Genomic DNA, 25,099 nt, shown 5'->3' on the forward strand with positions numbered 1-25,099 from the left:
ACGTTTTATACCTTACTGTCCAAACACGTTGACACATTGTCTAAGAATTTTTTTGCCGTTATTTTAGGTAATAGGCTATTCGCTTCCGTGAAAAATGGCAGATTGCCCCATATTGTCATGTCACCGATCATAAAAAAGCGGTGCTTAGCACGGGTTAAAGCCACATTTAATAAATTAGGTTTGCTTGCCGCCCAACCCGCCGCACAAAGATTGAGCTCATCACAGCCAAGCACCAGCCATACAATACTTTCTTCTTTGCCTTGAAAAGTATGCACAGTTCCTATACGGCTACCGCACCATTTTTTCAAGGTCGATTTCAACGGCGCTTCCCTTATTAACGAATGGCAATGGCTCCATTCGTCATGATTTACCATTTTCTTAACCAATTCCGCTTGAATCTGTTTGAAAGGAGAAATAATGTAAATTGGCGGCAGCTCATTCAATTTATTATATAAAATTACAACGGCTTCAAATACCAGTTCAATCTGCTCTTTAACCGATTGCTTATTATTAGCCGCACCGCCAATATCAACCCAGGCGCTGTTTCCTAAATCCAAACTTCCTTTCGGCGGCAACCGTTTCAGTCGATCTATCGGTTCGAAAAAGACCATTTTGCCTTGATAAGCAATCTGATTGGCGATCGAAAACATCGGATCGACACAGCGGCGATGAACTCTTAGCGGACAGCCAAGCCAATCATCATCAAGACTGACTCCATATTGATTCGCCATATCAGCCAAGTACTGCACTGATATTTTATGCGGAGCCACCTGCCTGGTGATATCTTGGTTGGAAATTTGAGCTATCGCTTCGATTAATTTAGTCGGAACGGTAAATACAGGTTCAATTTGCAACGGATCACCGACTACAACGGCTCTTTGACTACGCCATAGTGCGCCGACAGCAGCCTGCGGTATTGCTTGCCCGGCTTCGTCAATAAACAGCCAGCCGAGACTTTTTGCCCCCAGCCCTCTGAATTGAGTAAAAAATGAGGCAAAAGTACTGGAAATAACAGGGATTATCATAAATAAACTTTGCCAAATCGGCAGGATATTTTCCGTTTTCAATATATGTTTACCGGATAAAAAATCTTGTATTGCCAGAAGATTTCCTGCAAAACCATTCCCTTGTTGTGTGACCTCTGCTAACCAAGCTTCATGTAATTGTAAGGCGGCTTTAAAAAGTTGCGAGCGTTTGATATTTACTCTTTTATCAAACCATACTCCCTGAATCTGCCATTTATCTTGCTCTAACGCGCAGCTGTCAAACGGCGCTTCGGCCTCCGGAAAAGTATGCCGATACTGTTCCAATTCCTGCATTTTGACCTGCCATAATTTCCGTCTTTCTACTAACTGCCGCCGTAGCGTTTGATAATGAAGCAAGGCTGAATGCTGACTCTTTTTTAAACTAAGCCATTCTTTTTCTAACTGGATCTCCTGCTCGTTGCATATCTGCAACTTTTCTTTCTTCTCGTTCAACACCGCGATGTAGTGAATGCAATCATTAGATTTAAAAATCTTTTTCAACCACCACCAATTAGGTCGGATTTGCTCAATTGCGTTTTTCTCTTTTATCAACAAACGTAATTCAGCGCTAATGATTTCCCTGCGCTGTTCCACTTGCAACAGGTTATTTTCTACCTCACTTAACTGTTTTTTGGCGCTCTTCTCTTGTTGCAAAATTTGCCGAATAAAATCAACTTCAGTTTGACCATCTAACTCAATACGCAGTTGGGCATAGTGATCGAGTTGTTGAATTAATGTACTCACTTCAGCTTCTATCGCTAAAAAATCGCTTCTTGCTTGAGCAAAAGATATTCCTTTTTTCTTAGCATAATCTCGACGCCAATGCCATATCGATTGATGTTTATTGCAATCATACCCTTTAGCGGTTGAATCAAGGCTACCTTCGCCATCAAAAAAGAATTTATTCACAAAATTCTGCCGGTTGGTTTTATTTCCGAGCGAACATGCAATCAATCCCCAAGGCAACTCTTCATCCGAAAGCTGATTATAACCACCCTTATTGTTTTTAGCCGCAATATTATGGGCAACTGTTTGCAAATAGGTTAGCGGTGCTTCGTTGGATTGAGCATGTTCAGATAAATTATTGCTATCCTCACTAATTTTCCACATCCCCAGCGATTTTGCTTTGGGTAAGTCTTTAGAAATATTTTCGACAGCCGTATTATTTGACGAGGCAACAACCATTTCAAAGCCGGTCAGTGACTCTTTTAATAATGAAATCGTCACACATTTGCCACCGTGAAAATCGACTTGCCGCTTTCCGGAAAAAGTATCGACAACACGATTAAACTGCGCTAATTCATGGGCCCGACGGACAATATTCTCTGCCATAATATCGCGCAACAGTGTCGTTTTACCGGTTCCGGGCGGCCCATTGACTGAAAATATTCCGCTTTGCTTCAGTTGCGTAAAAATACTGTTAATCGCAAATTGCTGCATTAAACTCATTCTATGCGTCGGGCAATCCGGCCAATGTCCGGCATTGAGATAACGCGGACGTAATCTCTCCGCAATTTGCTTTTGTCCTTCAAGCTGATACAAATCAATCCGCTGCGCTTTACTCAATGGCGTCAGATACTCCTCTAACACAGAACAACTTTCGCCATTTTTCAATGCCATAATAACGCTCTTAAGCTCTTTAATATAAAAACTATTAAAAATATTAATTAAATTTTCTTGGGTATCAAGGTCTTCTTCTTGCTGTTCTCTATTATTATTGCTATCACTAAGAGCGGTGGCGGTGGCAGAATCCGATTTTTTAATCGGCGTCATCAAGGCTCGAATAACGATCGTCATTGAATCTTGGTTGCTCAAGTGAGGTTGATAATCCGCCCATTGATAAAAAAGTGTTTGTAAAGATAATAAATCCAGACCGGATAAGCCTTTTTGTTGATTTTCCTCTGTCGCACGCTGTAAATAGTCGTACTGAAAATTAACCAGCTTTAATTTAAGTTGATCCAAATCATAATCAAATTGCTCAGATGATAATCCGCTTAGCCCGCCTTTCTGAATTTGCCCCAGTGCCCAAGGAGCTGCCGAAACAGCAATATCATCCAGAAGCAATTCACCTTCTTGATTCAACTTCAATTTTGCAAAACACGTTTTTCCCTCAAGATCCAGCCGTTCCTCTTCAAAAAGCTCGTTTTCTAACCCCAGCTCTTCAGAGACCACTTTTTGCGTTATTTTTGACAGCTCGTATTTATCAAAAATCCCAAAATAGATTTCGTATCCAGTAATTTTATAACCGTCTTGCGCGGTATTAGCTTGCCACAATCGAATTTCTGACGACTGTAAATCGGCTTGCGAAAAACAATGTATCGTCCTTTCGGCGTCACTGGCTTCCAGCACCGTCCTTTGTAAATCGAAAGGAATAAAAAATTCGATCTTATACCAAAATTTAAGAATTTCTATGCAACGGGAACGTCGTATTTTTTTATCTACCGAATCATATTCCATCTTCAACTCCTAAAGCGTCTAATCCTTTAGCAAACGCCGCCACCTTCGCCCAATCGGTATATTCCACCTCTTTGCTGGTGTCGGTTTCGCCGCCGGTGATTTTCATAATCAAACGGATCATAAAACGGTCAAAAAAACGGTATTGCGGATAACGCAACGCACCGGCGAAAACCGCACTTTGGCTCGGTTGCCAGTCGATCCGTTGCAATAATTTACGGGTGTAGGCGTTGGTCTCAGGGGTATTTTTATCCGCTTTGCGCGCGGTTAAATTCACGCTGTAAAAGGCGGTTTTTTTCGCATTTAATAACGCCGCATGGCGGGCGATATACGGCTCTAACGCCTTGTTAAAATGCCCGTAACGAATCGACGCGCCGATGATAATCCGATCGTACTGCGCCAAATCCCGCTGCTCGGCTGCGGCGAGTGCCACTAAATCCACCACCGCACTTTGATTCCGATTCCGATTCTGGTTTTTGATTTCGGCGGCAATCGCTTGCGCAATTTTATGGGTTTGCCCATCGACACTCGAATAAATAATTAAGGTTTTCATTTTAGGCTCTCGATTAACTTTTCCAAAACACCGGGGTAAACAACACCAATAAGGTAAACACTTCCAACCGCCCGCAGATCATGGCGAAGGTTAAAATCCATTTTGCGCTGTCGGGGATTGCAACGAAGTTGCTGCTGATACTGCCCAAGCCCGGACCGAGATTGTTTAAGCAAGCCACCACCGCATTAAAGGCATCAAAACTGTCGACACCGCAGGCGATAACCGCCAATAAGCAGATCACAAAAATCAGCAGATAGGCGGAAAAAAACGCCCAAATGCCTTGAATCACCCGTTCGGACAGCACGCGGTTACCCAATTTAATCGGCTGCACAATATTCGGGTGTACTAAACGGTTCATCTCGCGTTTGCCTTGCACCAACAGTAACAGTACCCGAATCACTTTCAAACCGCCGCCGGTCGAACCGGCGCAACCGCCGATAAACGAGGTCATCAACAGCAACATCGGTAAAAACGAAGGCCAACTGTCGAACGAGGAGGTGGTGAACCCGGCGGTGGTGGAAATCGACAACGACTGAAAAATGGCGTGTTCCAACGCTTCGCCGTAACCGGAAAAATGGTTATAACCGATTAAAGCGACGGTGCAAATCGTCACCAACGCCAGTTGGATAAACAGAAAGGCTTTAAATTCGGGATCGGTGAAATAGAGTTTGAAAATATTGCTTTTGCCCAACTCAAAATAAGCGGAAAAATGCAGCGCAAAGTTACAGCCGGAAATAAATAAAAATAGCGCGGCAATCAAGTTAATCGCCGTGCTGTTAAAGTAGCCCATGCTGGCATCGTGGGTCGAGAAACCGCCGATCGAAATCGTCGAAAAACTGTGGCTGATGGCGTCGAACACGTCCATACCCGCCAACCAATAAGCCAGTGCGCATAACAAAGTCAAGGTAGAATAAATCACCCATAACGCCTTGGCAGTTTCGGCGATACGCGGGCGCATTTTTTGCTCTTTCAGCGGCCCCGGCATTTCGGCACGGTAAAGCTGCATGCCGCCGATACCCAACAACGGAATAATCGCAATTGCCAACACGATGATCCCCATGCCGCCGAGCCATTGCAGCATTTGGCGGTAAAATAAAATCGCCTTCGGCAAGCTGTCCAAGCCGACAATCACCGTTGCGCCGGTGGTGGTTAAGCCGGAAAAGGATTCGAAAAACGCATTGGCAACATTCAGTTGCGGGTGTTCAAATAACATGAACGGTAACGAACCGACACTGCCCAGCACCACCCAAAACAGCACCACAATTAAAAATCCCTCACGCGAACGCAATTCGTGTTTATGGTTATGTGTCGCCCACCACAGCAATGCGCCCACGGCTAACGTGATAAAAAAGGTTTCGACAAAGGCACGGCCGCCGCCGTCGCTGTAAAGCAAAGCAATCAAGGCAGGGACAAGCATAGTGAGCGAGAAACACATCACCAAAATGCCGACGATACGAATAATAGACTGGATATGCACGGGGTTGTCGTTCCTTTAAGTTAAAGCCAGCAGGCGCAAACTGCCACCGCTGCGATCATTCAACGCACGGCTGAATTCGGCAAACTGTTCTGCGCTAATGCCAAGCTGTAATTCAATCCGCTGGGCGAACTGTTGTTCGATAATTTCGACTTGGTGCAGCTTCAGCAATTGCTGCACCAAATTGATTTGCCCGTAATCGCAACTGAGCGCAAAGACTTGGCGTTCGATTTTTTCTATCGTGTTCAGCAATTTCAACGCCTGCTGCACGCCGTTGCCGTAAGCCCGCACCAGCCCGCCGGTGCCAAGTTGAATGCCGCCGTAATAACGCACCACCACCGCACTGATTTCGCCAATACCGCTGCCGAGCAAGATATTCAACATCGGCTTGCCTGCCGTGCCGGACGGTTCGCCGTCGTCGGAAAAACCCAATTGCTGCGAATCGTTCGGTCGCCCGGCAACCGTCGCCCAACAATGATGGCGTGCGTTCGGGTGTTGCTGTTTCAGTTGTTGCCAAAACGCTTTCGCCTGTTCCAATCCCTCTGTCGCTTGCAGATAGGTGATGAAACGGCTTTTTTTAATTTCTTCGCTAAATTCGACGCCCGCCGCCGGAATCAGGTAACGCATAATCGGCTATCTGTTGCCAAGTGCGGTCAGCGCGTTTTGCGTCAGGTTGTTCGCGCCATTGGCGGTGATCACAATATTATCTTCGGTACGCACGCCGCCGTAGGCAAGCAACTGTTCGATCTTCTGCCAGTTAAATTTGCCCGCCAACGCATGATGACGCCATTGTTCAAGCAACAGCGGAATAAAATACAATCCCGGCTCGACCGTCAACACCATGTTCGGCTCTAAGGTGCGGGTGCAGCGCAAACTCGGATAAACCTCGGGCGGCGCTTTATGCGTGCCGCGCCGATTTTGTTGAAAACCGGCGACATCATGCACCTGCAAACCGAGAAAATGCCCCAAGCCGTGCGGGAAGAAAGTGCGGTTAATCCCCGCTTCAAAAATCTGTTCCGCCGGCAGTTTCACCAAGTCAAATTCCCACAAGGTTTCGGCAATCCGTTGCTGCATTATGGTGTGGTAGCTAAGATAATTATAACCAACCTGCATTTGTGCGATAATCGCCAGTTTGTGCTGCTCCAACGTGCGCACCAAATCGGCAAATTCATCATTCGGATTGAAACTGTAACTGCGGGTAATATCCGAGGCATAACCGAGATAGCTCGCGCCGGCGTCAAGCAAAAAACTACGTTGCGTTTGCGGCTTGGTTTGTTGTAATCGGGTGTAGTGCAGCACCGCACTGTGGTGGTTTATCGCCACGATGTTGGCATACGGCACATTCGAGTCCGACTGTCCGCTGGCGCGCAGATATTCTAGGTTAATCTCAAATTCCGATTGACCGTCGAAGAAAGCCGCTTGTGCTGCCTGATGTCCTTTTAAGGCGGCAAATTGCGCCCGTTGCAAGCAATCCAGCTCATACTCGCTTTTGATACTGCGTTGATAATGCAAGTAATTCAGGGCTTTTTGCAGATTAATTTGACTAAAACCGAACGCTTGCGCCAATGCCTCTTCCTCGCCCAGATATAAAGTGCGGTCAAGGTGGCTAAAATAGGTTTTGATCTCGTCGGCGTGTTTCAGAATCGTCCAGTCAAATTCGTCCGTCCAAAATGCCTGCGGTGCAGCTTCGTGCAGATACCAATAATCATCGGGTTGGTAAAAATACAAGTGCGGTTTGTTCACGCCGTCGAGATATAACCAGCTACCGACCGCACTGGTGTGCGGCACAAAATAATTAAACAATGGATTGATTTTAAACGGTTTGGTTTGATCGTCGAGAAAATGGTAACGTTCTTCACCGGCGTGAATCCAAATCCCGTCCAAGCGGTTGCCGTGTAAAATCTCCCGCACCAGCGTTTGCAAGCCGTGCAAGTGCCGTTGAAAAAGCGCCTGTTGCGAATTCGACATCAAAAACTCCTAAAATTGCGTTATCTGCGGTATTATATCGCCTAAATCCAACAAATAAGCAAGAATTTATGAACCAAGTGGAAATTAATGAGATTGCAATTGATGAAACCCTCGATACCGTCGGATTGCGCTGCCCGGAACCGGTGATGTTGCTGCGCAAAAGCATTCGCCATCGCCAAGACGGCGAGGTGGTGCTGCTGTTGGCGGACGACCCCGCCACCACCCGCGATATTCCCAGCTTTTGCCAGTTTATGGATCACACCCTGCTGCACAGCGAAACCGCACAAACCCCTTATCGTTATTGGGTGCGCAAGGGGCGGGGTTAAGAGAAATTAAAGGTTAAATTTACACCGCAAGCCTGTGCATAACGCTGTAAACTATTCACGCTGGCACGGCTGGCATTGCGCTCCAATTTGCTGACTGCCGGCTGCGAAATGCCCATGCGTTCAGCCACTTGTCGGCTATTTAACCCTGCCTTAGCCCGCATTTGTTGCAATAACGCTTGTAACTCATCAGCACGTTTTTCGGTTTGATAAATGGTATTGACCTCCGGATCAGCGAGTAAATTCGCTTTTAATTCTTGGTATGCAATCGGTTTAATTTTCATGGCTCAGTTCTCCTAAACGTTTTAATGCAAGCTCAATCATAACCGGCTCAAGTGCGGTTATTTCCGCTACCGCCTCCGAGTGAAACTGTAGTTCAAACATATCAATATCCTGTCTTTTTTTGACAAGTATAACTTAAAAGTTAATTCAATCCAAAGATTATACGCTGGTTTTAACGATCACACTCACACTTCGCTATTTTATTATTGTACAAAAATTGCCTTTAACTTGATTTTTCTCTAATATTTTTCGATATTCCGCTGTTAAATATCCTTAGGTAAACCATGCCACAACCGCACTTTGCTTTCCGTTTATTGAATAACGCCGCGTTTCGTTGGGCGTTGTTGCTATTGTTGGTGCAGCAAATGATTGTTGCGTCATCGACCTATTGGATTGCGAAAGTGGCGGAGAACATCAGCGTTGGCGGGGCGTTCGGCGTTTACTTTGTACTGTTTATTCTGTCGCTGACGATCGTCTATCTACCGGCGAGTTTCGCCGCAATGCTGTTGGAAAAAGCCAAATTCACTGCGCTCAATCGCTACACCGCACTTTTTCAAAAAAACTTCAACAATCAAGCCGGTTTGCGCAATGATCGCACGCTGAAAGATCAACGGTTGCCGTTTATCGCCTCTGAGGGATTTTTGACGATCGATGAAAGCTACCGTTTTCTGTTTGACGGCGTGTCGCTGTTGCTGAATGTCAGTTTTAATATTGCGGTGTTGGCGTGGATTTTAGCCCCGTCGATAATGCTCTCCTATCTGCTCGGCGTGCTGTTAGCGGCGTTGGCGGTATTTGCTTTTAAACAACGGATTTATCAGCGCGGGCAAGCGGCGCAGCAAGGGCGCACGAAATTGCAGCGCACGCTGTCGCTGGCGTGGGATAACGTGCTGCTCGGCAACCGTTACAATCAACACTATTTCAATCAGGCGTTGCAACAAAATCAAAACGAAGCACTGAAAACCGCAGTCAGCAATCGTGGCTGGAATCATCTTGCCTCGTCGTTGGGTATGTTGCTGATGATGAGCCCGGTGCTGGCGTGGACGGCGATTCTGTTTTATCAACACCAAAACGACACCGCACTTTTGGCGGTGCTGGTGGCGACCTTGCCGCGGCAGGTGCTGATTTTACAATATACCGATATCTTGATTTCGGTGGCAACCGGTTGGTCGGGCATGAAAGCGAAACTGCAAGGCTTGCAAAGTGCGGTTGCCGTGCCGCAAAACAGCCTCAACGGGCGCATTCAATGGGATAAATTGCAGGCGCAAGCGCAAAATTGCGACGGCGAATTTAGCCTTGCGACTTTGCCGAACCATGCCCTCAAGTGCGGTCGGATTACCTTGCGCGGCGCAAACGGCTGCGGTAAATCCAGCTATCTCTGTTGGCTAAAACAGCAACTGGGCGAGCAAGCCTATTATCTGCCGGCACAGCACGAATTGCTGTTCGCCGATAACACTGCGCTGTCCACAGGGCAAACCCTAAAACGCAATTTGCACGAATTGGCGGACGACTTAAACAGCGACAAGCATGCCGTTCGCATGTTGCTGCTTGATGAATGGGACGCAAATTTGGATAAAGACAGTATTGATACCCTCAATCAACTGATCGCCGAACTCAGCCAACGCTGCTTGGTGATTGAAGTGCGCCATCGCGCTTAAAGCCGTTTTTCCATCATATGGTGCGGCACGCCTTCTTCGTCGTAGCCGTCGCCATAGACTTGGTAACCGCACTTTTGATAAAAGCCGATTGCCGAATCCTGCGCGCCTAAAATCAAGCGTTTCACGCCCTGCGCCTGCGCACGCCGTTCCATTTCCGCCATCAAGCGTTCGCCCAACGCCTTGCCGCGTTGCGATTGCAACACCGCAATCCGTTGTAATTTATAGACGCCATCGGCATAAGGATAGATCCGTGCGGTGGCGAGCGGCTGATTATCAGCGGAATAGAGCGTCAGATACTCACAATCTGCTTCAACGTCATCAATTTCGATCTCCATCGAGAAGCCCTGCTCCTCAACAAACACCGCGATTCGCACGGCTAACCCGTCTTGATAAACCGCACTTTGTAATGAATTCGACCAACGCGCTTGGATCATGTTGCCCCCTGAAATAAAACATAAAAACAAAAGTGCGGTTCAAACCGCCCGATAAATCAATTTACCCGTTTGCTTGGATTTTCGCAAACAGATCATCATCAATTTTGCTGGCGCGAAGATAAGCAGGGCGAGCTTGCTGGCGGGCGATATAGGCGGTGAAAACCGGGTTTGCTTCAATGACTTTAACCGCATTAATGCCGAAATCCAATAGCTCGGCAAGATATAAATCCGCGGCACTGAAACGGTTGCCGCACAAAAAATCGTGTTGGCTTAATGTCTGTTCAAGTGCGGTCAGGCACAACGGCAAACTGCCATAGCCCAACGCGGTGCGATCACTCTCTTTCGGTTTCAATTGCAATGCCACTTCTATCATCGCGGCTTCCAACGGGGCGGCGGCAAAAAACAACCAACGGTAATACACGCCGCGTTGCGGATCATTCAAGGTCGGGGCGAGTTGTTTTTGCGGGCAAAGATCGGCTAGATAAGCACAAATTGCGGCACATTCGGTGATCACGGTGTCGCCGTGTTTTAATGCCGGCACTTTGCCCATCGGGTTAATCGCCAGATAATCAGCCGCTTTCATTGCGCCGCTAAAATCGGTAAACAGCACGGTTTCATACGCTAAGCCGGTTTCTTCCAACATCCAGCGCGCCGTTCTGCCGCGTGACATCGGGTGGGTATAGAGGGTCAGGGTTTGCATTATTTGCTCCTTGTGTTTCGAGGGTTATTTCACTGCCAAGACACTATACCTCAGCCGGATGACAATTTCTGTCAGCAGTGATTTAGCGGTGGGTACAGTCGCCGTCTCGTTTTTGCCAACGCTGCAGCAGCAAAGTGCGGTCAGGTTGGTAATGTTCGTCGCACAATTCGATAGCAATGATTCGGTCGGGGCGAAAATGGCGGAACTCTTGGCGCAGCTCACACCATGCGGCGACTAATTGCGCCTGCTCAAAAAAGCCGATTGCAAACGGATAAATAATGCGCTGCGAATATTTTTGTTTTTCATTGCGATAAGTCAGTTTGACTTTCAGCTGGCGCTGAATAGCGTGGCGCAGTTTGATAAAAACATCGTCGAGAAAGGGGGGCGGATTGTTGCTGACCGCAATAAATAAGGCGTTGTTTTCCAGTTGTTGCGACAAATGCGGCGGCAACAGTGCCGAGATTTTGCTTAAGCCGTTCTTCGCCGCTTGGCTTAATTCGCTGTCGGCGGAACGGTGCACCCAACGCATTCCCAGCACTAACGCCTCAATTTCGCTTTCCGTCAACATTAGCTTGGACAGTTCAAATTCCTTGCGTAACAGATAGCCGATTCCGGCCTCGCCCTCAATATCCGCCCCCTGCGCCCGCAAACTGTCAATATCACGATAGAGTGTGCGCAGGCTGATATTCAGCTTTTCCGCCAAAACCGCGCCGGTGAGCGGGTATTTATGTCCGCGCAAAATCTGTAACAGGGTAAACAAACGCTCGCTTTTCGACATCACATTGCCTTATGCCAAATAGACAAAAGTGAGGTTAAACCGCACTTCAGGCTGATGACAAAGTCTCTTTCTCGAATCATTTCCCTCCCGCCGTATACGGAGGGAGGTGTCCGAAGGATGGAGGGAGGCATAAAGAATGTTAAAAATGAATATGTTGCATTTTCATATTCCCCTCCCCATTTTTCTTACGAAAAATGGTACTCCCTCCGCACGCGGAGGGAGAGAAGTCAGTTTGTCTGCAATCTCAAGTGCGGTTAAACCGCACTTTGTCTAAATCAGATTCTTACTTCGCCACTTTCAGCTGCTGATAGTAGTTTTCGTAGATAATCGCTGCATCGCCGACATCATCTTGCCAGTAGCTTTTTTGCAGCACTTCCGCCGGTGGATACAGCGAGCTGTCGTTGACCATTTCCGCCGGTAGCAATTTCTGCGCTTCCAGATTCGGGGTCGGGTAGCCGATTTCCAAGGCTAACTCTTTCGCCACTTCGGCGCTTAACAGGTAGTTAATCAACTTATGCGCGCCGTCCGGATTCTGTGCGGTGGCTGGAATCGCTAAGGTGTCCACCCATAATACCGGACCTTCTTTCGGCCATAGCAAATTGATCGGTGCGCCGTCTTTGCGGGCGATATAGGCTGAACCGTTCCACAGCATACCTAAATCCACTTCCCCGGCAACAAAGGCATTCGCCGGATTGTCGGAACTGAACGCCAACACGTTAGGACGCAATTTCAATAACTCTTCATAGGCTTTTTTGATCACCTCCGGATCAGTGGTATTCGGATCTTCGCCCAGTTTCAACAACGCAAGGTTGAAGATTTCGCGCGCATCGTCTAACAGTTGTAATTTGTCTTTATATTCCGGATTCCACAAATCGCCCCATGAAGCGATTTTGGTTGAATCAATCACGTCGCTGTTGTACGCAATACCCGGCGCGCCTAAAATTTGCGGCAGCGAATATTCGTTGTTCGGATCGTACGGTTTATTCAGCAAATTCGGATCAAGCTCTTTTAACACCGGCAATTTGCTGTGATCCAACGGCAACAACATGCCTTCTTTACGCATTTTAGACACAAAATAGTTTGACGGCGCAATCACGTCATAGCCACCGTTTTTGCCCAAGGTTTTCAAACGGGCATACATGGTTTCGTTTGATTCCAAACTGGAAACAATCACTTTAATCCCGGTTTCTTTGGTGAAGTTATCCAATAATCCACTTGGCACGTATTCGGTCCAAGTGTAAAGATAAACCGTGTCGTTATCTGCTTTCGCTGCATTGCTGACAGCAAACAGCATGGTCGCGGCAGTAAAAAAAGCCGAAAGTTTTTTCATTGCTTGAGTCCTTAAAATAAGCATGAGTTTTCAAGATAATATCAGCACCTAGGCTGATGTTGCCTGTTCATGGTTTAGGCGGTAGGCAACCAAATCTTCAATTGTCACCACCGGATAGCCATGCTGTTGGGCAAAGGCGACGATTTCCGTTGCCCGTGCCATTGTACCGTCATCATTGGTAATCTCGCAAATCACACCGGCAGGTTGAAAACCGGCTAAGATTGCCAAATCTACCGAGGCTTCAGTATGTCCACGCCGTGCCAACACGCCGTTCGCCTGTGATTTTAACGGAAAAATATGTCCGGGGCGATGCAAATCGCTCGCAACCGCACTTGGATTGATCGCGGCTTTAACCGTGGTCACCCGATCCGCCGCGGAAACACCGGTCGAAACCCCTTGCGCCGCTTCAATCGTGACGGTGAAGGCGGTTTTATTCACGCTGGTATTTTCCGTTACCATTGGCGGTAACTGCAAACGATCGCAAGTTTCTTGCGGAATACATAAGCAAACAATGCCACTGCCGTAACGGATTAGCTTCGCCATTTGTTCGGTGGTGATGGTTTCGGCGGGGAAAATCAGATCGCCTTCGTTTTCGCGATTTTCATCGTCTAAAACCAGAACGCCGTTGCCTTGCTTAAAGGCTTCGATTGCGGCAAGGACACGTTGTCGGCTGTCGCCGAATTGGGTGAGTAAAGACTGACTCATGGTAAATTCCTTTTTAAATAAATAAGGTAAATGAATACGCTACCAGAATCAGGGCGAAATAGAGGCATTGTGCCGCTCCACACCAACATACAGCAGATCAAAGTGCGGTTTATCACAATAAAAAGCGGAGTTTCCCGGAACGGGAAAGCCCTTATTCTCTACCATCCAGACTGTGACTGTCGGCTTCGGATTTGCACCGAATCTGCTAGACCCTGCCGTAGCAGGCGCTCGTGGGCTTAAGTGCGGTTGTCGTGTAAACAATCGCGCCCTTACCACCGGTGGGGAATTGCACCCCGCCCTGAGAATTGCCCGCTTATTATAACGAAAAAAAATGCTGTGCCTACTGTTTATCAAAAGCAATCGAGAAAAAAACGGCTGACATAAAAAAGTTCCCTTTAATCAGTCCATTTCGTACAATAGGGAAATATTCATTATTCAGGAACCAAGACCATGCTGAACCCGAAAAAACTAGAGCAATTCGCACAACAAATTCATGATGCGCTACCGCAAGGCGTTAAAAATTTTGGTGAAGATATGGAAGCCAAAGTGAAGCAGGTGATTCAGGCGCAATTAGCTAAATTGGATGTGGTGACACAAGAAGATTTTGAGGTGCAAACCCAAGTGTTAATCCGCACCCGTGAGAAACTGACCGCACTTGAACAACGTTTAGACGAGTTAGAAAGTAAGTTAGCGCTTACCGAAACCAGTCCGCCCGCAGAAAATGCCGAATAATCCATAATTAGAGAACAGCTTATGTCTTTTGCTTATCTGCAACAAAAACGCAAACAACTCAACCTGAAAGTCGCCGAGGTGTGCGAGCAAGCCGGGGTGACTCGCGCCTATTTTAACCAATTGGTCAGCGGCAAAATTAAAAATCCGAGTGCGATTAAACTGCAAGCCTTGCATAAAGTGTTGAACATCACCGAAGTCGAAGATAAAAAAATCGGCGTGATTTTCGGTAAGTTCTATCCGGTGCATACCGGGCATATCAACATGATTTATGAAGCGTTTAGTAAGGTCGATGAAATTCATGTGGTGGTATGCAGCGAAAGTGAGCGCGATCTGAAGCTGTTTTACGACAGCAAAATGAAAAAAATGCCGACCCCGCAAGATCGTTTGCGTTGGATGCAGCAGATTTTCAAATATCAGCAAAAGCATATTTTTATCCATCATTTGGTTGAGGACGGCTTGCCGAGTTATCCCAACGGCTGGGAAGCATGGGCTGGACGGGTTAAGCAGTTGTTTGACCAGAAAAACGTTGCACCAACCATTGTGTTCAGCAGCGAACCGCAAGACCAAGAGCCGTATGAGAAATATTTAGGCTTGCAGGTCAATCTGGTTGATCCGGAGCGGAAATTTTTCAATGTTTCGGCAACCAAAATCCGCAACCATCCCTTCCATTACTGGAAATTTATTCCGAAAGAGGTGCGGCCGTTTTTCGCCAAAACCATTGCCATTTTAGGCGGCGAAAGCAGCGGTAAAAGTGTATTGGTGAATAAACTGGCGACGGTATTTAACACCACCTCAGCCTGGGAATACGGGCGTGAATATGTGTTTGAGCAGCTCGGCGGCGATGAACAGGCAATGCAATTTTCCGACTATCCGTTAATGGCAATCGGGCATTTACGCTATGTTGATTATGCGGTGCGTCATGCGCACAAAGTCGCGATTATCGATACCGATTTCATCACTACGCAGGCATTTTGTATCCAATATGAAGGCAAAGCGCACCCGTTTTTAGATTCGATGATTAAGGAATATCCGTTTGATATTACCATTTTATTATCGAACAACACCAAATGGGTGGACGACGGCTTGCGCAGTTTGGGCGATCAAAAATCGCGCCAAAAATTCCAAGATCTGCTCAAACGCTTGTTGGATAAATATAAAGTGCCGTATATTGAAATTGAATCGCCAAGCTATTTAGAGCGCTACGATATGGCGAAAGAGATTGTCGAAAAAGTGTTGAATGAGGAAGATTTGCCGACGCTGCAAAATGATAACGGACGGGAGCTGTAACCATGTTGTTATTCGCCGGGGATCCGCACGGCAGTTTTGAACATCTTTTCCCTTTTTTGCAGCAACAAGAGCAGGACGTTGCCCTCGTGATTTTAGGCGATCTGCAATTAAGCGACGGTGCTGTCTTAGAACGGCTATCGGAGCATTGCGATTTATGGTTTATCCACGGCAATCACGACAGTAAAACCGTTGCCGCATTTCAAGCCTTATGGGGAACCACGTGGAAAGAACGCAATTTGCACGGGCGGGTAGTCGAAATTCAAGGACAAAAAATTGCCGGTTTAGGCGGCGTATTCCGCGGGCAGATCTGGATGCCGCCGAATAAACCGCTGTTCTTCGATCCGATCCATTTTTGCCAATATTGCCCATCGGATAAAATTTGGCAGGGCGGCTTACCGTTGCGCCACCGCACGTCGATTTTTTTATCGGATATTGAGCAGTTGGAGCAACAACAAGCGGATATTCTAATTTGCCATGAAGCCCCTAAACCACATCCGTCGGGTTTTCAAGTGCTTAATGCGCTAGCCGAAAAAATGGGGGTTAAAAAAATTTTTCACGGACACCACCATGAAAACTTTGACTATACCGCACTTGCTCATAAAACGAGTTATCAAGTTGTCAATGTGGGTTTCCGCAGCCTTGCTACGCTGGATGGAGAATACTTATTGCAAGGCGTTGATGATCGCTAACCTTCATTTCGGTTTCATATAGGCAGAAAACAAAAAAGCTCACCAATCGGTGAGCTTTTTATTTTTTATAATGATTATTCCGCAGCGGCTTCTTCAGTCGCTACTTCCGGACGATCAACCAACTCAATGTAAGCCATTGGCGCGTTGTCGCCTGCACGGAAACCACATTTCAAAATGCGGGTGTAACCACCGGCACGTTGAGCAAAACGTGGACCTAATTCATTAAATAATTTCGCAACGATTTCGTTGTCGCGAGTACGAGCAAAAGCTAAACGGCGGTTTGCAACGCTGTCTGCTTTAGCTAAAGTAATTAACGGTTCAACTACACGACGTAATTCTTTCGCTTTAGGCAAAGTCGTCTTGATGATTTCATGACGAACTAAAGAACCTGCCATATTACGGAACATCGCTTGGCGATGGCTGCTATTACGGTTTAGTTGACGACCACTCTTGCGATGGCGCATGACCTTATCCTTCTCAGAAAAATCTTAATCCATACCGAAATTAGTCTTCAGCAATACTTGCCGGAGGCCAATTTTCAAGGCGCATACCCAGTGATAGTCCGCGTGAAGCCAACACGTCCTTAATTTCAGTAAGTGATTTCTTACCAAGATTAGGGGTTTTCAACAGCTCCACTTCAGTGCGTTGGACTAAATCACCGATATAGTGAATTGTTTCTGCTTTCAAACAGTTAGCAGAACGAACTGTCAACTCTAAATCGTCCACCGGACGCAGAAGAATCGGATCGAACTCCGGTTTTTCTTCTTTAATTTCAGGTTGACGAATATCACGCAAATCAACGAATGCATCAAGTTGCTCTGCTAGAATTGTCGCTGCACGACGAATCGCTTCTTCCGGATCGATAGTGCCGTTGGTTTCCATTTCGATAACCAATTTATCCAAATCGGTACGCTGTTCAACACGGGCAGCTTCAACATTATAAGAAATGCGATCTACCGGGCTGTAACAAGCGTCAACCAATAGGCGACCAATCGGACGATCTTCGTCTTGAACATGTTTGCGCGCAGAGGCAGGCACATAGCCGCGACCACGCTGCACGCGAATGCGCATATTAATTGATGCATTGGCATCAGTCAAATGACAAATCACATGTTCCGGATTAACAATCTCAACATCTCCATCATGGGTGATATCGCCAGCAACAACAGGTCCGATTCCAGATTTGCTCAGCGTCAGGAACACATCGTCCTTATTCTGTACTTTAACCGCTAGACCTTTTAAGTTCAGAAGCACTTCTAGAATATCTTCTTGAACGCCTTCTTTACTGCTGTACTCATGTAACACACCGTCGATTTCCACTTCAGTTACGCCGCAACCCGGCATAGATGACAACAGAATACGACGTAACGCATTACCTAATGTGTGGCCGAAACCACGTTCTAACGGTTCTAAGGTCACTTTAGCGTGCGTCGGGCTTAATTGCTCGATATCGACTAAATGTGGCTTTAAAAATTCTGTCACAGAACCCTGCATTTTATCCTCTCTTTGCTTCTAAGCTCTATTATTTAGAATAAAGCTCAACGATCAGATGTTCGTTAATGTCTGCTGATAAATCAGAACGTTCAGGAATACGTTTGAATACGCCTTCCATTTTAGCAGCATCAACTTCCAACCATGTTGGTTTTTCTCTTTGCTCTGCTAATTCTAATGATGCTTTAATACGTGCTTGTTTTTTCGATTTTTCACGAATAGCAACGACATCTTCAACAGAAACTTGGAACGATGGAATATTAACCACACGACCATTCACAACAACTGCTTTGTGACTCACTAATTGGCGAGCTTCAGCACGCGTTGCCGCAAATCCCATACGGTAAACAACGTTATCCAAACGACCTTCCAATAATACCAACAAGTTTTCACCGGTATTACCTTTTAAGCGGTTAGCTTCTTTGTAGTAATTACGGAATTGACGCTCTAAGATACCGTACATACGGCGAACCTTTTGCTTCTCACGTAATTGACTACCGTAATCGGATAAACGCGCTTTACGAGCACCGTGTTGACCAGGTGCGGTATCTAATTTACATTTTGATTCAATCGCGCGGACACCGGACTTAAGGAATAAGTCAGTACCTTCACGACGGCTTAGCTTGAGTTTAGGACCCAAATATCTTGCCATTTTCTTTCTCCAACTATCCTATAACGCCATTAAACACGACGTTTTTTCGGTGGACGACAACCGTTATGTGGAATCGGAGTCACATCAGTAATGTTGGTGATACGGAAACCCGCAGCATTCAACGCACGAATTGTTGATTCACGACCAGGGCCCGGGCCCTTAACCATAACTTCCAAATTTTTCAAACCGAATTCTTTTACGATCTCGGCGCAACGCTCAGCAGCAACCTGTGCAGCGAACGGGGTAGATTTACGCGAACCACGGAAACCTGAACCACCTGCTGTAGCCCATGCTAAAGCATTACCTTGACGGTCTGTAATGGTAACGATTGTGTTATTGAAAGATGCATGGATATGTGCCACGCCATCTACGACTTGTTTTTTTACACGCTTACGTGCACGAACTGGTGTTTTAGCCATTATCATTTACCCCGATTATTTCTTGATCGGCTTACGAGGACCCTTACGGGTACGCGCATTTGTTTTAGTACGTTGACCATGTACTGGCAAACTACGACGATGACGTAAACCACGGTAACATCCTAAGTCTAACAGACGTTTGATGTTCAAAGTTACTTCACGACGCAAATCACCTTCAACGGTAAATTTACCAACTTCGTCACGCAGAATATCGATCTGCTCTTCAGACAATTCTCTGATCTTTACATCTTCGGCAATACCGGCAGAAGCACAGATGGCTTTTGAACGGGTTTTACCGATTCCGTAGATTGCAGTTAACGCAATTACAGCATGTTTGTGATCAGGAATGTTAATGCCTGCAATACGGGCCACTATGCACTCCTATTTATTTAAAGTTAATTGATATACTGATCTTGAAAAGCCCGTTTCAGGATACTCAAACAGTATATCAAGGACGAAATGAGCTGAGCAGTATAACTGCCCAGCTTATTCTTTGCAAGGAAAATTAGAGATTAACCTTGACGTTGCTTGTGACGCGGATCACTGCAAATCACACGAACGATACCGTCACGCTTGATCACTTTGCAGTTACGACACATTTTTTTTACGGAAGCACGAACTTTCATTGCTTTTCCCTTTTGTCTTATGGGCGATTACTGCCCGAACCCTTTAAGGTTTGCTTTCTTCAGCGCAGATTCATATTGCGTCGACATCAAGTGACTTTGAACCTGTGCGATGAAATCCATAATTACCACAACCACGATGAGAAGTGAGGTTCCACCGAAGTAGAACTGGACGTTCCAAGCGGAGGTCATAATATAAGGCACTAAACAAACAAACGTAATATATAATGCGCCAATCAAAGTCAAACGAGTCATGATCTTGTCAATATAACGCGACGTTTGTTCACCTGGTCTAATACCCGGAATAAATGCACCGGATCTTTTCAGATTATCCGCAGTATCTCGTGGATTATATTGCATTGCCGTGTAGAAGAAACTGAAGAAAATAATTGCCACCGCATACAGCACCAAATAAATCGGCTCGCCCGGCGCTAGCAACAACGATAAATTCGACAACCACTCCATGTTAGCACCTTGTCCGAACCACTGGGTTAGCGTGGCCGGGAACAAAATGATACTTGAAGCAAAAATAGCCGGGATAACCCCTGCCATATTGACTTTAAGCGGTAAGTGCGAACTTTGCGCCGCTAACATATGACGGCCTTGTTGGCGTTTGGCATAGTTTACGACGATTCTTCTTTGTCCTCTTTCTACGAAGATAACAAAATAAGTCACAGCAAAGACAATAACTGCAATCAACAATAATACCAGTACATTCATTTGTCCTTGGCGCGCCTGCTCAATGGTTTGACCAATGGCAGAAGGCAATCCGGCGACAATACCTGCAAAGATAATTAAAGAAATCCCATTTCCGATTCCCCGTTCGGTAATTTGTTCGCCCAACCACATCAGGAACATGGTGCCGGTGACCAAACTCACGACCGCAGTGATATAAAAGCCCAAACCAAGGTTTGGAACTAATCCCGGAATCATACTCGGCAAGCCGGTAGAAATACCAATCGCCTGAATCGTTGCCAATACCAACGTTGAATAACGTGTGTATTTGCTGATTTTACGACGACCGGCTTCCCCTTCTTTCTTCAATTCTGCCAGCGCAGGATGTACCGCAGTTAATAACTGGATAATGATCGATGCCGAGATATACGGCATGATCCCTAACGCAAAGACTGAAGCACGGCTCAAGGCACCACCTGAGAACATGTTAAACATGTCGATGATGGTACCTTGTTGTTGATTGATCAACTGAGCTAATACAGCGGCATCAATACCAGGAACCGGAATAAATGAACCTATGCGAAATACGATTAATGCGCCTAACAGAAACAGTAATCTTCTTTTCAGTTCACCTGTACCCCCTTGGGTACTTTTTGCTTGATAACCTGGTTGTTTTGCCATTGATTAATTATTCCTCAACTGAGCCGCCAGCAGCTTCGATTGCTGCTTTAGCACCTTGAGTTACACGCAAACCGCGTACAACTACCGCACTTTTAACTTCACCGGCAAGAATAACTTTAGCGAATTGAATATTATTTGAAATAATATTCGCGGCTTTCAATGACTCTAAGGTCACTTCGCCGTCTACTTTCGCTAAATCATTCAAACGAATTTCAGCCGAAACCAGTGCTTTTTGTGAAGTGAAACCGAATTTCGGTAAACGACGGTATAAAGGCATTTGACCACCTTCGAAGCCACGACGAACGCCACCACCGTTGTTACGGGATTTTTGTCCTTTGTGACCGCGACCACCTGTTTTACCTAAACCGGAACCAATACCACGTCCAAGACGTTTAGCACTTTTTTTAGCTCCATCAGCCGGAGACAGAGTATTTAAACGCATTCTCTTACTCCTCTACTTTAACCATGTATGAAACTTGGTTGATCATCCCACGGACAGCCGGCGTATCGATTAACTCGACTGTGTGGTTGATACGGCGAAGACCAAGACCACGAAGCGTAGCTTTGTGTTTCGGTAAACGACCGATTGAGCTACGGGTTTGTGTTACTTTGATAGTTTTTGCCATGATCAATTACCCCAAAATTTCATCAACGGTTTTACTGCGTTTCGCAGCAACCATTTCTGGTGATTTCATATTTGCCAATGCATCAATAGTTGCACGGACAACGTTAATTGGGTTGGTTGAACCGTATGCTTTAGACAATACGTTACGCACGCCAGCAACTTCTAATACTGCACGCATCGCACCGCCTGCGATAATCCCGGTACCTTCACTGGCTGGTTGCATAAATACGCGTGAACCAGTGTGAGCGCCCTTGACAGGGTGCTGTAAAGTACCTTCTGTAATCGCTACATTAACCATATTGCGACGGGCTTTTTCCATCGCTTTTTGGATCGCTGCCGGAACTTCACGGGCTTTACCGTAACCAAAACCTACGCGACCGTTACCATCACCTACCACTGTCAATGCAGCGAAGCTGAAAATACGACCACCTTTAACTGTTTTAGATACACGGTTTACCGCGATTAGCTTCTCTTGCAGTTCACCAGCTTGTTTTTCGATGTTTGACATCTCAAATTCCTCTATTAGAACTGTAGACCAGCTTCACGAGCCGCATCGGCCAATGCTTGCACACGACCATGATATTTAAAACCGGAACGGTCAAAGGCAACGGATTGTACGCCTTTAGCCAACGCTCTTTCAGCAACAGCTTTACCTACTACTGCAGCAGCATCTTTATTACCGGTGTATTTCACTTGCTCACTAATGACTTTTTCAACAGTTGAAGCAGCGGCAAGTACTTCTGAACCGTTAGGTGCAATAACTTGCGCATAAATGTGACGAGGAGTGCGGTGAATAACCAAACGGGTTACTCCTTGTTCTCTCATCGCATGACGTGCGCGAGTTGCACGACGGATACGAGCCAATTTCTTATCCATAGTGTTACCTTATTATTTTTTCTTAGCCTCTTTGGTACGTACGACTTCATCATCATAACGTACCCCTTTGCCTTTGTAAGGCTCAGGACGGCGATAAGCACGAATGTCTGCTGCAACTTGACCAATAAGCTGTTTGTCTGCACCGGTCAAAACGATTTCAGTTTGTGACGGGCATTCCGCTTTGATACCTGCCGGCAATGCGTGCTCAACCGGGTGAGAGAAACCTAAACTTAAAGCAATGCTGTTGCCTTTAATTTGAGCTCTGTAACCTACACCCACCAATCTTAACTTCTTAGTGAAGCCTTCAGTAACACCGATAACCATTGCGTTAACAAGCGCGCGAGTTGTACCGGATTGTGCATTTGCGCTTTTGCCTTCGTTACGAGGAACAAAAGTCAACGCACCATCTTCTTGTTTAACTTCAACTTCATTGTGAATGGTACGAGATAACTCACCATTCTTACCTTTTACCGTTAATAGCTGGCCGTTAAGTTTTACCTCAACGCCGGCAGGAATATTAACGGGTGCTTTAGCAACACGAGACATCTTCCTACCTCTCTATTAAGCTACGTAACAGATGATCTCACCGCCTAAACCGGCTTTACGCGCGGCACGGTCAGTCATCACACCTTTAGATGTAGAAACGACAGCGATACCTAACCCACCCATTACACTTGGTAACTCGTCTTTACGTTTATAGATACGCAGACCGGGACGGCTGATACGTTGGATACTTTCTACAACAGGTTTGCCTTGGAAATATTTCAAAGTGATTTCCAGTTCAGGTTTAGCACCTTCGGAAATTTTCACGCTTTCAACATAACCTTCTTCTGCAAGCACATTGGCGATAGCCACTTTTAGCTTGGACGAAGGCATATTGACCGCGATTTTGTTCGCAGACTGACCGTTACGAATACGGGTCAGCATATCTGCGATTGGATCTTGCATGCTCATGTGTCTTTACTCCCATGATTCCAAAATAAAGTGGTTGATTACCAGCTTGCTTTCTTAAGACCCGGGATCTCACCGCGCATAGCAGCTTCACGGACCTTAATACGGCTCAAACCGAACTTACGCAACACACCGTGCGGACGACCGGTTTGGCGGCAACGATTACGCTGACGAGACGGGCTGGAATCGCGTGGTAAAGCTTGTAACTTCAACACCGCGTTCCAACGATCTTCGTCGGAGGCATTTGCGTCTGAAATAATTGCTTTCAGCTCGATACGTTGAGCATAGAATTTTTCAGCCAATTTAGCGCGCTTTAAATCGCGCATTTTCATTGATACTTTAGCCATTTGTAACCTGCCTTATTTACGGAATGGGAAGTTAAAGGCAGCCAGTAATGCTTGACCTTCTTCATCTGTCTTCGCAGTCGTTGTGATAGTAATATCCAAACCACGAACACGATCCACTTTATCGTAATCGATTTCAGGGAAGATGATTTGCTCACGCACACCCATGCTGTAGTTTCCACGGCCGTCAAATGATTTCGCGTTTAAACCACGGAAATCACGGACACGAGGAACCGCAATATAAATCAATCGTTCAAAGAATTCCCACATACGTTCGCCACGTAGGGTCACTTTGCAGCCGATTGGATATCCCTGACGAATCTTAAAGCCTGCAACGGATTTGCGTGCTTTAGTGATTAAAGGTTTTTGACCGCTGATTGCCGCCAGATTCGCTACCGCGTTATCTAACAGTTTTTTATCGGTCAGAGCTTCACCCACACCCATATTCAGGGTTATCTTTTCGACTCGTGGGACTTGCATGACAGATTTGTAGCCGAATTTATTTTTCAATTCGCTTACTACTGTATCTCTGTAATAATCATGCAGTTTCGCCATCGCTATACTCCAGTATTATTTAATTGTTTCACCAGTAGATTTGAAGAAACGGACTTTTTTGCCATCTTCAAACCGGAATCCTACGCGGTCAGCTTTGTTCGTTGTAGGGTTGTAGATTGCTACGTTAGAAACGTCGATTGCCGCTTCTTTCTTCACAATGCCACCGGCTTTACCTAAAGCCGGAACCGGTTTCTCATGTTTGGAAACCATGTTTAAACCTTCAACGATCACTTTACCGTTAGGCATAACTTTTGTTACTTTACCACGCTTGCCTTTGCCCTTTTCAGCGCTTCCGGTTAGCATGATTACTTCATCGTTTTGACGGATTTTTGCAGCCATGACACTCTCCTTACACTACTTCCGGGGCCAATGAAATGATTTTCATAAACTTCTCTGAGCGAAGTTCACGAGTCACTGGTCCGAAAATACGTGTACCGATTGGTTGCTCGGTATTATTGTTTAAAATAACACAGGCATTACCATCGAAGCGAATAACTGCACCATCTGGGCGACGTACACCCTTCTTGGTGCGCACAACAACCGCCTTTAATACATCACCTTTTTTTACTTTACCGCGAGGAATTGCTTCTTTCACAGTAATTTTGATGATGTCGCCAATACCAGCGTAACGACGGTGTGAGCCACCTAGAACCTTGATACACATTACGCTGCGAGCGCCTGAATTATCAGCAACGTCCAGCATAGTCTGTTCTTGGATCATATTAGTGCTCCGCTAAAATCAAAATAAACCCTTTCGGGACGAACCTGTTTACCCAATGCAAACAGGGTGCGGATTGTATCAAACGGTCAAAAGGAAA

General features: G+C 46.1%; 33 protein-coding genes and 1 riboswitch. Of the genes, 5 read left to right on the forward strand and 28 right to left on the reverse strand.

Features of this window, described 5'->3' with window-relative positions; all coding sequences use genetic code 11:
* Positions 1 to 5: 5 nt before the first annotated feature.
* From ACQ31U_RS03485 to pepQ, 5 genes are read right to left on the reverse strand one after another with little or no spacing between them, the layout of a single operon-like run.
* Entirely contained in the window at positions 6 to 3,482 is a 3,477-nt protein-coding gene (locus tag ACQ31U_RS03485; protein ID WP_431053706.1) for an AAA domain-containing protein, read from the reverse strand.
* Positions 3,472 to 4,032: a menaquinone-dependent protoporphyrinogen IX dehydrogenase gene (gene hemG, locus ACQ31U_RS03490; protein ID WP_431053707.1), complete on the reverse strand. Its 561-nt coding sequence runs from the start codon at positions 4,030 to 4,032 to the stop codon at positions 3,472 to 3,474. The genes ACQ31U_RS03485 and hemG overlap by 11 nt, the downstream gene beginning before the upstream one ends.
* A 13-nt stretch (positions 4,033 to 4,045) precedes the next feature.
* On the reverse strand, positions 4,046 to 5,509 hold the full coding sequence (locus ACQ31U_RS03495) for a TrkH family potassium uptake protein (protein ID WP_431053708.1): 1,464 nt from the start codon (positions 5,507 to 5,509) through the stop codon (positions 4,046 to 4,048).
* 15 nt (positions 5,510 to 5,524) lie between these two features.
* Positions 5,525 to 6,136: an IMPACT family protein gene (locus ACQ31U_RS03500; RefSeq protein ID WP_431054273.1), complete on the reverse strand. Its 612-nt coding sequence runs from the start codon at positions 6,134 to 6,136 to the stop codon at positions 5,525 to 5,527.
* Positions 6,137 to 6,139: 3 nt separating this feature from the next.
* Positions 6,140 to 7,474: a Xaa-Pro dipeptidase gene (pepQ, locus tag ACQ31U_RS03505; RefSeq protein WP_431053709.1), complete on the reverse strand. Its 1,335-nt coding sequence runs from the start codon at positions 7,472 to 7,474 to the stop codon at positions 6,140 to 6,142.
* Between the two features lie 68 nt (positions 7,475 to 7,542).
* On the opposite strand from pepQ, the gene tusA reads away from it, so the two are divergent.
* Positions 7,543 to 7,800 carry a sulfurtransferase TusA gene (gene tusA, locus ACQ31U_RS03510; RefSeq protein WP_431053710.1) on the forward strand — a complete coding sequence of 86 codons (258 nt, stop codon included), beginning with the start codon at positions 7,543 to 7,545 and terminating at the stop codon, positions 7,798 to 7,800.
* On the opposite strand, the gene ACQ31U_RS03515 is transcribed toward tusA, so the two are convergent.
* Positions 7,797 to 8,081, reverse strand: coding sequence for a helix-turn-helix domain-containing protein (locus ACQ31U_RS03515; protein WP_431053711.1), 285 nt, complete (start codon positions 8,079 to 8,081; stop codon positions 7,797 to 7,799). The genes tusA and ACQ31U_RS03515 overlap by 4 nt on opposite strands.
* A 282-nt stretch (positions 8,082 to 8,363) precedes the next feature.
* Here ACQ31U_RS03515 and ACQ31U_RS03520 point away from each other — a divergent pair, with 282 nt between their 5' ends.
* Positions 8,364 to 9,734 carry a hypothetical protein gene (locus ACQ31U_RS03520; RefSeq protein WP_431053712.1) on the forward strand — a complete coding sequence of 457 codons (1,371 nt, stop codon included), beginning with the start codon at positions 8,364 to 8,366 and terminating at the stop codon, positions 9,732 to 9,734.
* Here ACQ31U_RS03520 and ACQ31U_RS03525 read toward each other — a convergent pair.
* From ACQ31U_RS03525 to ribB, 5 genes are all read right to left on the reverse strand, one after another.
* Positions 9,731 to 10,168, reverse strand: a complete 438-nt coding sequence (locus ACQ31U_RS03525) for a GNAT family N-acetyltransferase (RefSeq protein ID WP_431053713.1) — start codon at positions 10,166 to 10,168, stop codon at positions 9,731 to 9,733. The genes ACQ31U_RS03520 and ACQ31U_RS03525 overlap by 4 nt on opposite strands.
* 61 nt (positions 10,169 to 10,229) lie before the next feature.
* On the reverse strand, positions 10,230 to 10,868 hold the full coding sequence (locus tag ACQ31U_RS03530; protein WP_431053714.1) for a glutathione S-transferase family protein: 639 nt from the start codon (positions 10,866 to 10,868) through the stop codon (positions 10,230 to 10,232).
* Positions 10,869 to 10,950: 82 nt separating this feature from the next.
* The gene (locus ACQ31U_RS03535) at positions 10,951 to 11,646 is read right to left on the reverse strand and encodes a helix-turn-helix transcriptional regulator (RefSeq protein WP_431053715.1); all 696 of its coding nucleotides are present in this window, start codon (positions 11,644 to 11,646) and stop codon (positions 10,951 to 10,953) included.
* Positions 11,647 to 11,929: 283 nt separating this feature from the next.
* Positions 11,930 to 12,976 (reverse strand): extracellular solute-binding protein, encoded by a 1,047-nt coding sequence (locus tag ACQ31U_RS03540; RefSeq protein ID WP_431053716.1) that lies wholly within the window; start codon positions 12,974 to 12,976, stop codon positions 11,930 to 11,932.
* A gap of 48 nt (positions 12,977 to 13,024) precedes the next feature.
* On the reverse strand, positions 13,025 to 13,681 hold the full coding sequence (ribB, locus tag ACQ31U_RS03545; RefSeq protein ID WP_431053717.1) for a 3,4-dihydroxy-2-butanone-4-phosphate synthase: 657 nt from the start codon (positions 13,679 to 13,681) through the stop codon (positions 13,025 to 13,027).
* 149 nt (positions 13,682 to 13,830) lie between these two features.
* Positions 13,831 to 13,991, reverse strand: a riboswitch (FMN riboswitch).
* A gap of 140 nt (positions 13,992 to 14,131) precedes the next feature.
* Between ribB and ubiK the strand changes: the two genes are divergently transcribed.
* The 3 genes from ubiK to ACQ31U_RS03560 are packed head-to-tail and all read left to right on the forward strand — an operon-like array spanning position 14,132 to position 16,389.
* The gene (ubiK, locus tag ACQ31U_RS03550) at positions 14,132 to 14,413 is read left to right on the forward strand and encodes a ubiquinone biosynthesis accessory factor UbiK (protein ID WP_431053718.1); all 282 of its coding nucleotides are present in this window, start codon (positions 14,132 to 14,134) and stop codon (positions 14,411 to 14,413) included.
* Positions 14,414 to 14,434: 21 nt separating this feature from the next.
* The gene (nadR, locus tag ACQ31U_RS03555) at positions 14,435 to 15,700 is read left to right on the forward strand and encodes a multifunctional transcriptional regulator/nicotinamide-nucleotide adenylyltransferase/ribosylnicotinamide kinase NadR (protein WP_431053719.1); all 1,266 of its coding nucleotides are present in this window, start codon (positions 14,435 to 14,437) and stop codon (positions 15,698 to 15,700) included.
* A gap of 2 nt (positions 15,701 to 15,702) precedes the next feature.
* Entirely contained in the window at positions 15,703 to 16,389 is a 687-nt protein-coding gene (locus tag ACQ31U_RS03560; RefSeq protein WP_431053720.1) for a metallophosphoesterase family protein, read from the forward strand.
* 74 nt (positions 16,390 to 16,463) lie between these two features.
* On the opposite strand, the gene rplQ is transcribed toward ACQ31U_RS03560, so the two are convergent.
* The 17 genes from rplQ to rplN all read right to left on the reverse strand — a co-directional run bounded on the left by rplQ (position 16,464) and on the right by rplN (position 25,002).
* The gene (gene rplQ / locus ACQ31U_RS03565) at positions 16,464 to 16,853 is read right to left on the reverse strand and encodes a 50S ribosomal protein L17 (RefSeq protein WP_431053721.1); all 390 of its coding nucleotides are present in this window, start codon (positions 16,851 to 16,853) and stop codon (positions 16,464 to 16,466) included.
* Between the two features lie 40 nt (positions 16,854 to 16,893).
* Entirely contained in the window at positions 16,894 to 17,883 is a 990-nt protein-coding gene (locus ACQ31U_RS03570) for a DNA-directed RNA polymerase subunit alpha (protein ID WP_431053722.1), read from the reverse strand.
* A 28-nt stretch (positions 17,884 to 17,911) separates the two neighbouring features.
* Complete coding sequence (rpsD, locus tag ACQ31U_RS03575) at positions 17,912 to 18,532, reverse strand: 30S ribosomal protein S4 (protein ID WP_431053723.1); 621 nt, start codon at positions 18,530 to 18,532, stop codon at positions 17,912 to 17,914.
* Between the two features lie 29 nt (positions 18,533 to 18,561).
* Positions 18,562 to 18,951: a 30S ribosomal protein S11 gene (rpsK, locus tag ACQ31U_RS03580; protein WP_005543603.1), complete on the reverse strand. Its 390-nt coding sequence runs from the start codon at positions 18,949 to 18,951 to the stop codon at positions 18,562 to 18,564.
* 15 nt (positions 18,952 to 18,966) lie between these two features.
* Complete coding sequence (gene rpsM / locus ACQ31U_RS03585; protein WP_431053724.1) at positions 18,967 to 19,323, reverse strand: 30S ribosomal protein S13; 357 nt, start codon at positions 19,321 to 19,323, stop codon at positions 18,967 to 18,969.
* Positions 19,324 to 19,463: 140 nt separating this feature from the next.
* On the reverse strand, positions 19,464 to 19,577 hold the full coding sequence (gene rpmJ, locus ACQ31U_RS03590) for a 50S ribosomal protein L36 (RefSeq protein WP_084589884.1): 114 nt from the start codon (positions 19,575 to 19,577) through the stop codon (positions 19,464 to 19,466).
* A 27-nt stretch (positions 19,578 to 19,604) separates the two neighbouring features.
* The gene (secY, locus tag ACQ31U_RS03595; protein WP_431053725.1) at positions 19,605 to 20,930 is read right to left on the reverse strand and encodes a preprotein translocase subunit SecY; all 1,326 of its coding nucleotides are present in this window, start codon (positions 20,928 to 20,930) and stop codon (positions 19,605 to 19,607) included.
* 7 nt (positions 20,931 to 20,937) lie between these two features.
* Entirely contained in the window at positions 20,938 to 21,372 is a 435-nt protein-coding gene (rplO, locus tag ACQ31U_RS03600) for a 50S ribosomal protein L15 (protein ID WP_431053726.1), read from the reverse strand.
* Between the two features lie 4 nt (positions 21,373 to 21,376).
* Entirely contained in the window at positions 21,377 to 21,556 is a 180-nt protein-coding gene (rpmD, locus tag ACQ31U_RS03605) for a 50S ribosomal protein L30 (protein WP_084257858.1), read from the reverse strand.
* Positions 21,557 to 21,562: 6 nt separating this feature from the next.
* Positions 21,563 to 22,063: a 30S ribosomal protein S5 gene (gene rpsE, locus ACQ31U_RS03610; RefSeq protein WP_431053727.1), complete on the reverse strand. Its 501-nt coding sequence runs from the start codon at positions 22,061 to 22,063 to the stop codon at positions 21,563 to 21,565.
* Positions 22,064 to 22,077: 14 nt separating this feature from the next.
* Positions 22,078 to 22,431, reverse strand: coding sequence for a 50S ribosomal protein L18 (gene rplR / locus ACQ31U_RS03615; protein WP_431053728.1), 354 nt, complete (start codon positions 22,429 to 22,431; stop codon positions 22,078 to 22,080).
* Positions 22,432 to 22,443: 12 nt separating this feature from the next.
* Entirely contained in the window at positions 22,444 to 22,977 is a 534-nt protein-coding gene (gene rplF / locus ACQ31U_RS03620) for a 50S ribosomal protein L6 (protein ID WP_431053729.1), read from the reverse strand.
* A 15-nt stretch (positions 22,978 to 22,992) separates the two neighbouring features.
* On the reverse strand, positions 22,993 to 23,385 hold the full coding sequence (gene rpsH / locus ACQ31U_RS03625; protein WP_431053730.1) for a 30S ribosomal protein S8: 393 nt from the start codon (positions 23,383 to 23,385) through the stop codon (positions 22,993 to 22,995).
* Between the two features lie 38 nt (positions 23,386 to 23,423).
* Complete coding sequence (gene rpsN, locus ACQ31U_RS03630; protein WP_431053731.1) at positions 23,424 to 23,729, reverse strand: 30S ribosomal protein S14; 306 nt, start codon at positions 23,727 to 23,729, stop codon at positions 23,424 to 23,426.
* A 12-nt stretch (positions 23,730 to 23,741) separates the two neighbouring features.
* Positions 23,742 to 24,281, reverse strand: coding sequence for a 50S ribosomal protein L5 (rplE, locus tag ACQ31U_RS03635; RefSeq protein ID WP_431053732.1), 540 nt, complete (start codon positions 24,279 to 24,281; stop codon positions 23,742 to 23,744).
* Positions 24,282 to 24,296: 15 nt separating this feature from the next.
* Positions 24,297 to 24,620, reverse strand: coding sequence for a 50S ribosomal protein L24 (gene rplX / locus ACQ31U_RS03640; RefSeq protein WP_431053733.1), 324 nt, complete (start codon positions 24,618 to 24,620; stop codon positions 24,297 to 24,299).
* A 10-nt stretch (positions 24,621 to 24,630) separates the two neighbouring features.
* Complete coding sequence (rplN, locus tag ACQ31U_RS03645) at positions 24,631 to 25,002, reverse strand: 50S ribosomal protein L14 (protein WP_034615134.1); 372 nt, start codon at positions 25,000 to 25,002, stop codon at positions 24,631 to 24,633.
* Positions 25,003 to 25,099: the final 97 nt, after the last annotated feature.

This window comes from Testudinibacter sp. TW-1, assembly GCF_050613185.1.
GTDB lineage: Bacteria > Pseudomonadota > Gammaproteobacteria > Enterobacterales > Pasteurellaceae > Chelonobacter.

Bases quoted from the DNA above. Each gene is read 5' to 3' on its own strand.
- rpsE (WP_431053727.1), bottom strand. From the start codon at position 22,063: ATGTCAAACATCGAAAAACAAGCTGGTGAACTGCAAGAGAAGCTAATC.
- rpmD (WP_084257858.1), bottom strand. From the start codon at position 21,556: ATGGCAAAAACTATCAAAGTAACACAAACCCGTAGCTCAATCGGTCGT.
- pepQ (WP_431053709.1), bottom strand. From the start codon at position 7,474: ATGTCGAATTCGCAACAGGCGCTTTTTCAACGGCACTTGCACGGCTTG.
- ACQ31U_RS03515 (WP_431053711.1), bottom strand. From the start codon at position 8,081: ATGAAAATTAAACCGATTGCATACCAAGAATTAAAAGCGAATTTACTC.
- ACQ31U_RS03485 (WP_431053706.1), bottom strand. From the start codon at position 3,482: ATGGAATATGATTCGGTAGATAAAAAAATACGACGTTCCCGTTGCATA.
- rpmJ (WP_084589884.1), bottom strand. From the start codon at position 19,577: ATGAAAGTTCGTGCTTCCGTAAAAAAAATGTGTCGTAACTGCAAAGTG.
- ribB (WP_431053717.1), bottom strand. From the start codon at position 13,681: ATGAGTCAGTCTTTACTCACCCAATTCGGCGACAGCCGACAACGTGTC.
- rplN (WP_034615134.1), bottom strand. From the start codon at position 25,002: ATGATCCAAGAACAGACTATGCTGGACGTTGCTGATAATTCAGGCGCT.
- rplR (WP_431053728.1), bottom strand. From the start codon at position 22,431: ATGGATAAGAAATTGGCTCGTATCCGTCGTGCAACTCGCGCACGTCAT.
- secY (WP_431053725.1), bottom strand. From the start codon at position 20,930: ATGGCAAAACAACCAGGTTATCAAGCAAAAAGTACCCAAGGGGGTACA.
- ACQ31U_RS03520 (WP_431053712.1), top strand. From the start codon at position 8,364: ATGCCACAACCGCACTTTGCTTTCCGTTTATTGAATAACGCCGCGTTT.
- rpsK (WP_005543603.1), bottom strand. From the start codon at position 18,951: ATGGCTAAAACACCAGTTCGTGCACGTAAGCGTGTAAAAAAACAAGTC.
- hemG (WP_431053707.1), bottom strand. From the start codon at position 4,032: ATGAAAACCTTAATTATTTATTCGAGTGTCGATGGGCAAACCCATAAA.
- rpsD (WP_431053723.1), bottom strand. From the start codon at position 18,532: ATGGCAAGATATTTGGGTCCTAAACTCAAGCTAAGCCGTCGTGAAGGT.
- ACQ31U_RS03570 (WP_431053722.1), bottom strand. From the start codon at position 17,883: ATGCAGGGTTCTGTGACAGAATTTTTAAAGCCACATTTAGTCGATATC.
- tusA (WP_431053710.1), top strand. From the start codon at position 7,543: ATGAACCAAGTGGAAATTAATGAGATTGCAATTGATGAAACCCTCGAT.
- rplE (WP_431053732.1), bottom strand. From the start codon at position 24,281: ATGGCGAAACTGCATGATTATTACAGAGATACAGTAGTAAGCGAATTG.
- nadR (WP_431053719.1), top strand. From the start codon at position 14,435: ATGTCTTTTGCTTATCTGCAACAAAAACGCAAACAACTCAACCTGAAA.
- ACQ31U_RS03540 (WP_431053716.1), bottom strand. From the start codon at position 12,976: ATGAAAAAACTTTCGGCTTTTTTTACTGCCGCGACCATGCTGTTTGCT.
- ACQ31U_RS03535 (WP_431053715.1), bottom strand. From the start codon at position 11,646: ATGTCGAAAAGCGAGCGTTTGTTTACCCTGTTACAGATTTTGCGCGGA.
- rplQ (WP_431053721.1), bottom strand. From the start codon at position 16,853: ATGCGCCATCGCAAGAGTGGTCGTCAACTAAACCGTAATAGCAGCCAT.
- ACQ31U_RS03530 (WP_431053714.1), bottom strand. From the start codon at position 10,868: ATGCAAACCCTGACCCTCTATACCCACCCGATGTCACGCGGCAGAACG.
- rpsH (WP_431053730.1), bottom strand. From the start codon at position 23,385: ATGAGCATGCAAGATCCAATCGCAGATATGCTGACCCGTATTCGTAAC.
- rplO (WP_431053726.1), bottom strand. From the start codon at position 21,372: ATGCGTTTAAATACTCTGTCTCCGGCTGATGGAGCTAAAAAAAGTGCT.
- ACQ31U_RS03525 (WP_431053713.1), bottom strand. From the start codon at position 10,168: ATGATCCAAGCGCGTTGGTCGAATTCATTACAAAGTGCGGTTTATCAA.
- ACQ31U_RS03560 (WP_431053720.1), top strand. From the start codon at position 15,703: ATGTTGTTATTCGCCGGGGATCCGCACGGCAGTTTTGAACATCTTTTC.
- rplX (WP_431053733.1), bottom strand. From the start codon at position 24,620: ATGGCTGCAAAAATCCGTCAAAACGATGAAGTAATCATGCTAACCGGA.
- rpsN (WP_431053731.1), bottom strand. From the start codon at position 23,729: ATGGCTAAAGTATCAATGAAAATGCGCGATTTAAAGCGCGCTAAATTG.
- rplF (WP_431053729.1), bottom strand. From the start codon at position 22,977: ATGTCTCGTGTTGCTAAAGCACCCGTTAATATTCCTGCCGGCGTTGAG.
- ubiK (WP_431053718.1), top strand. From the start codon at position 14,132: ATGCTGAACCCGAAAAAACTAGAGCAATTCGCACAACAAATTCATGAT.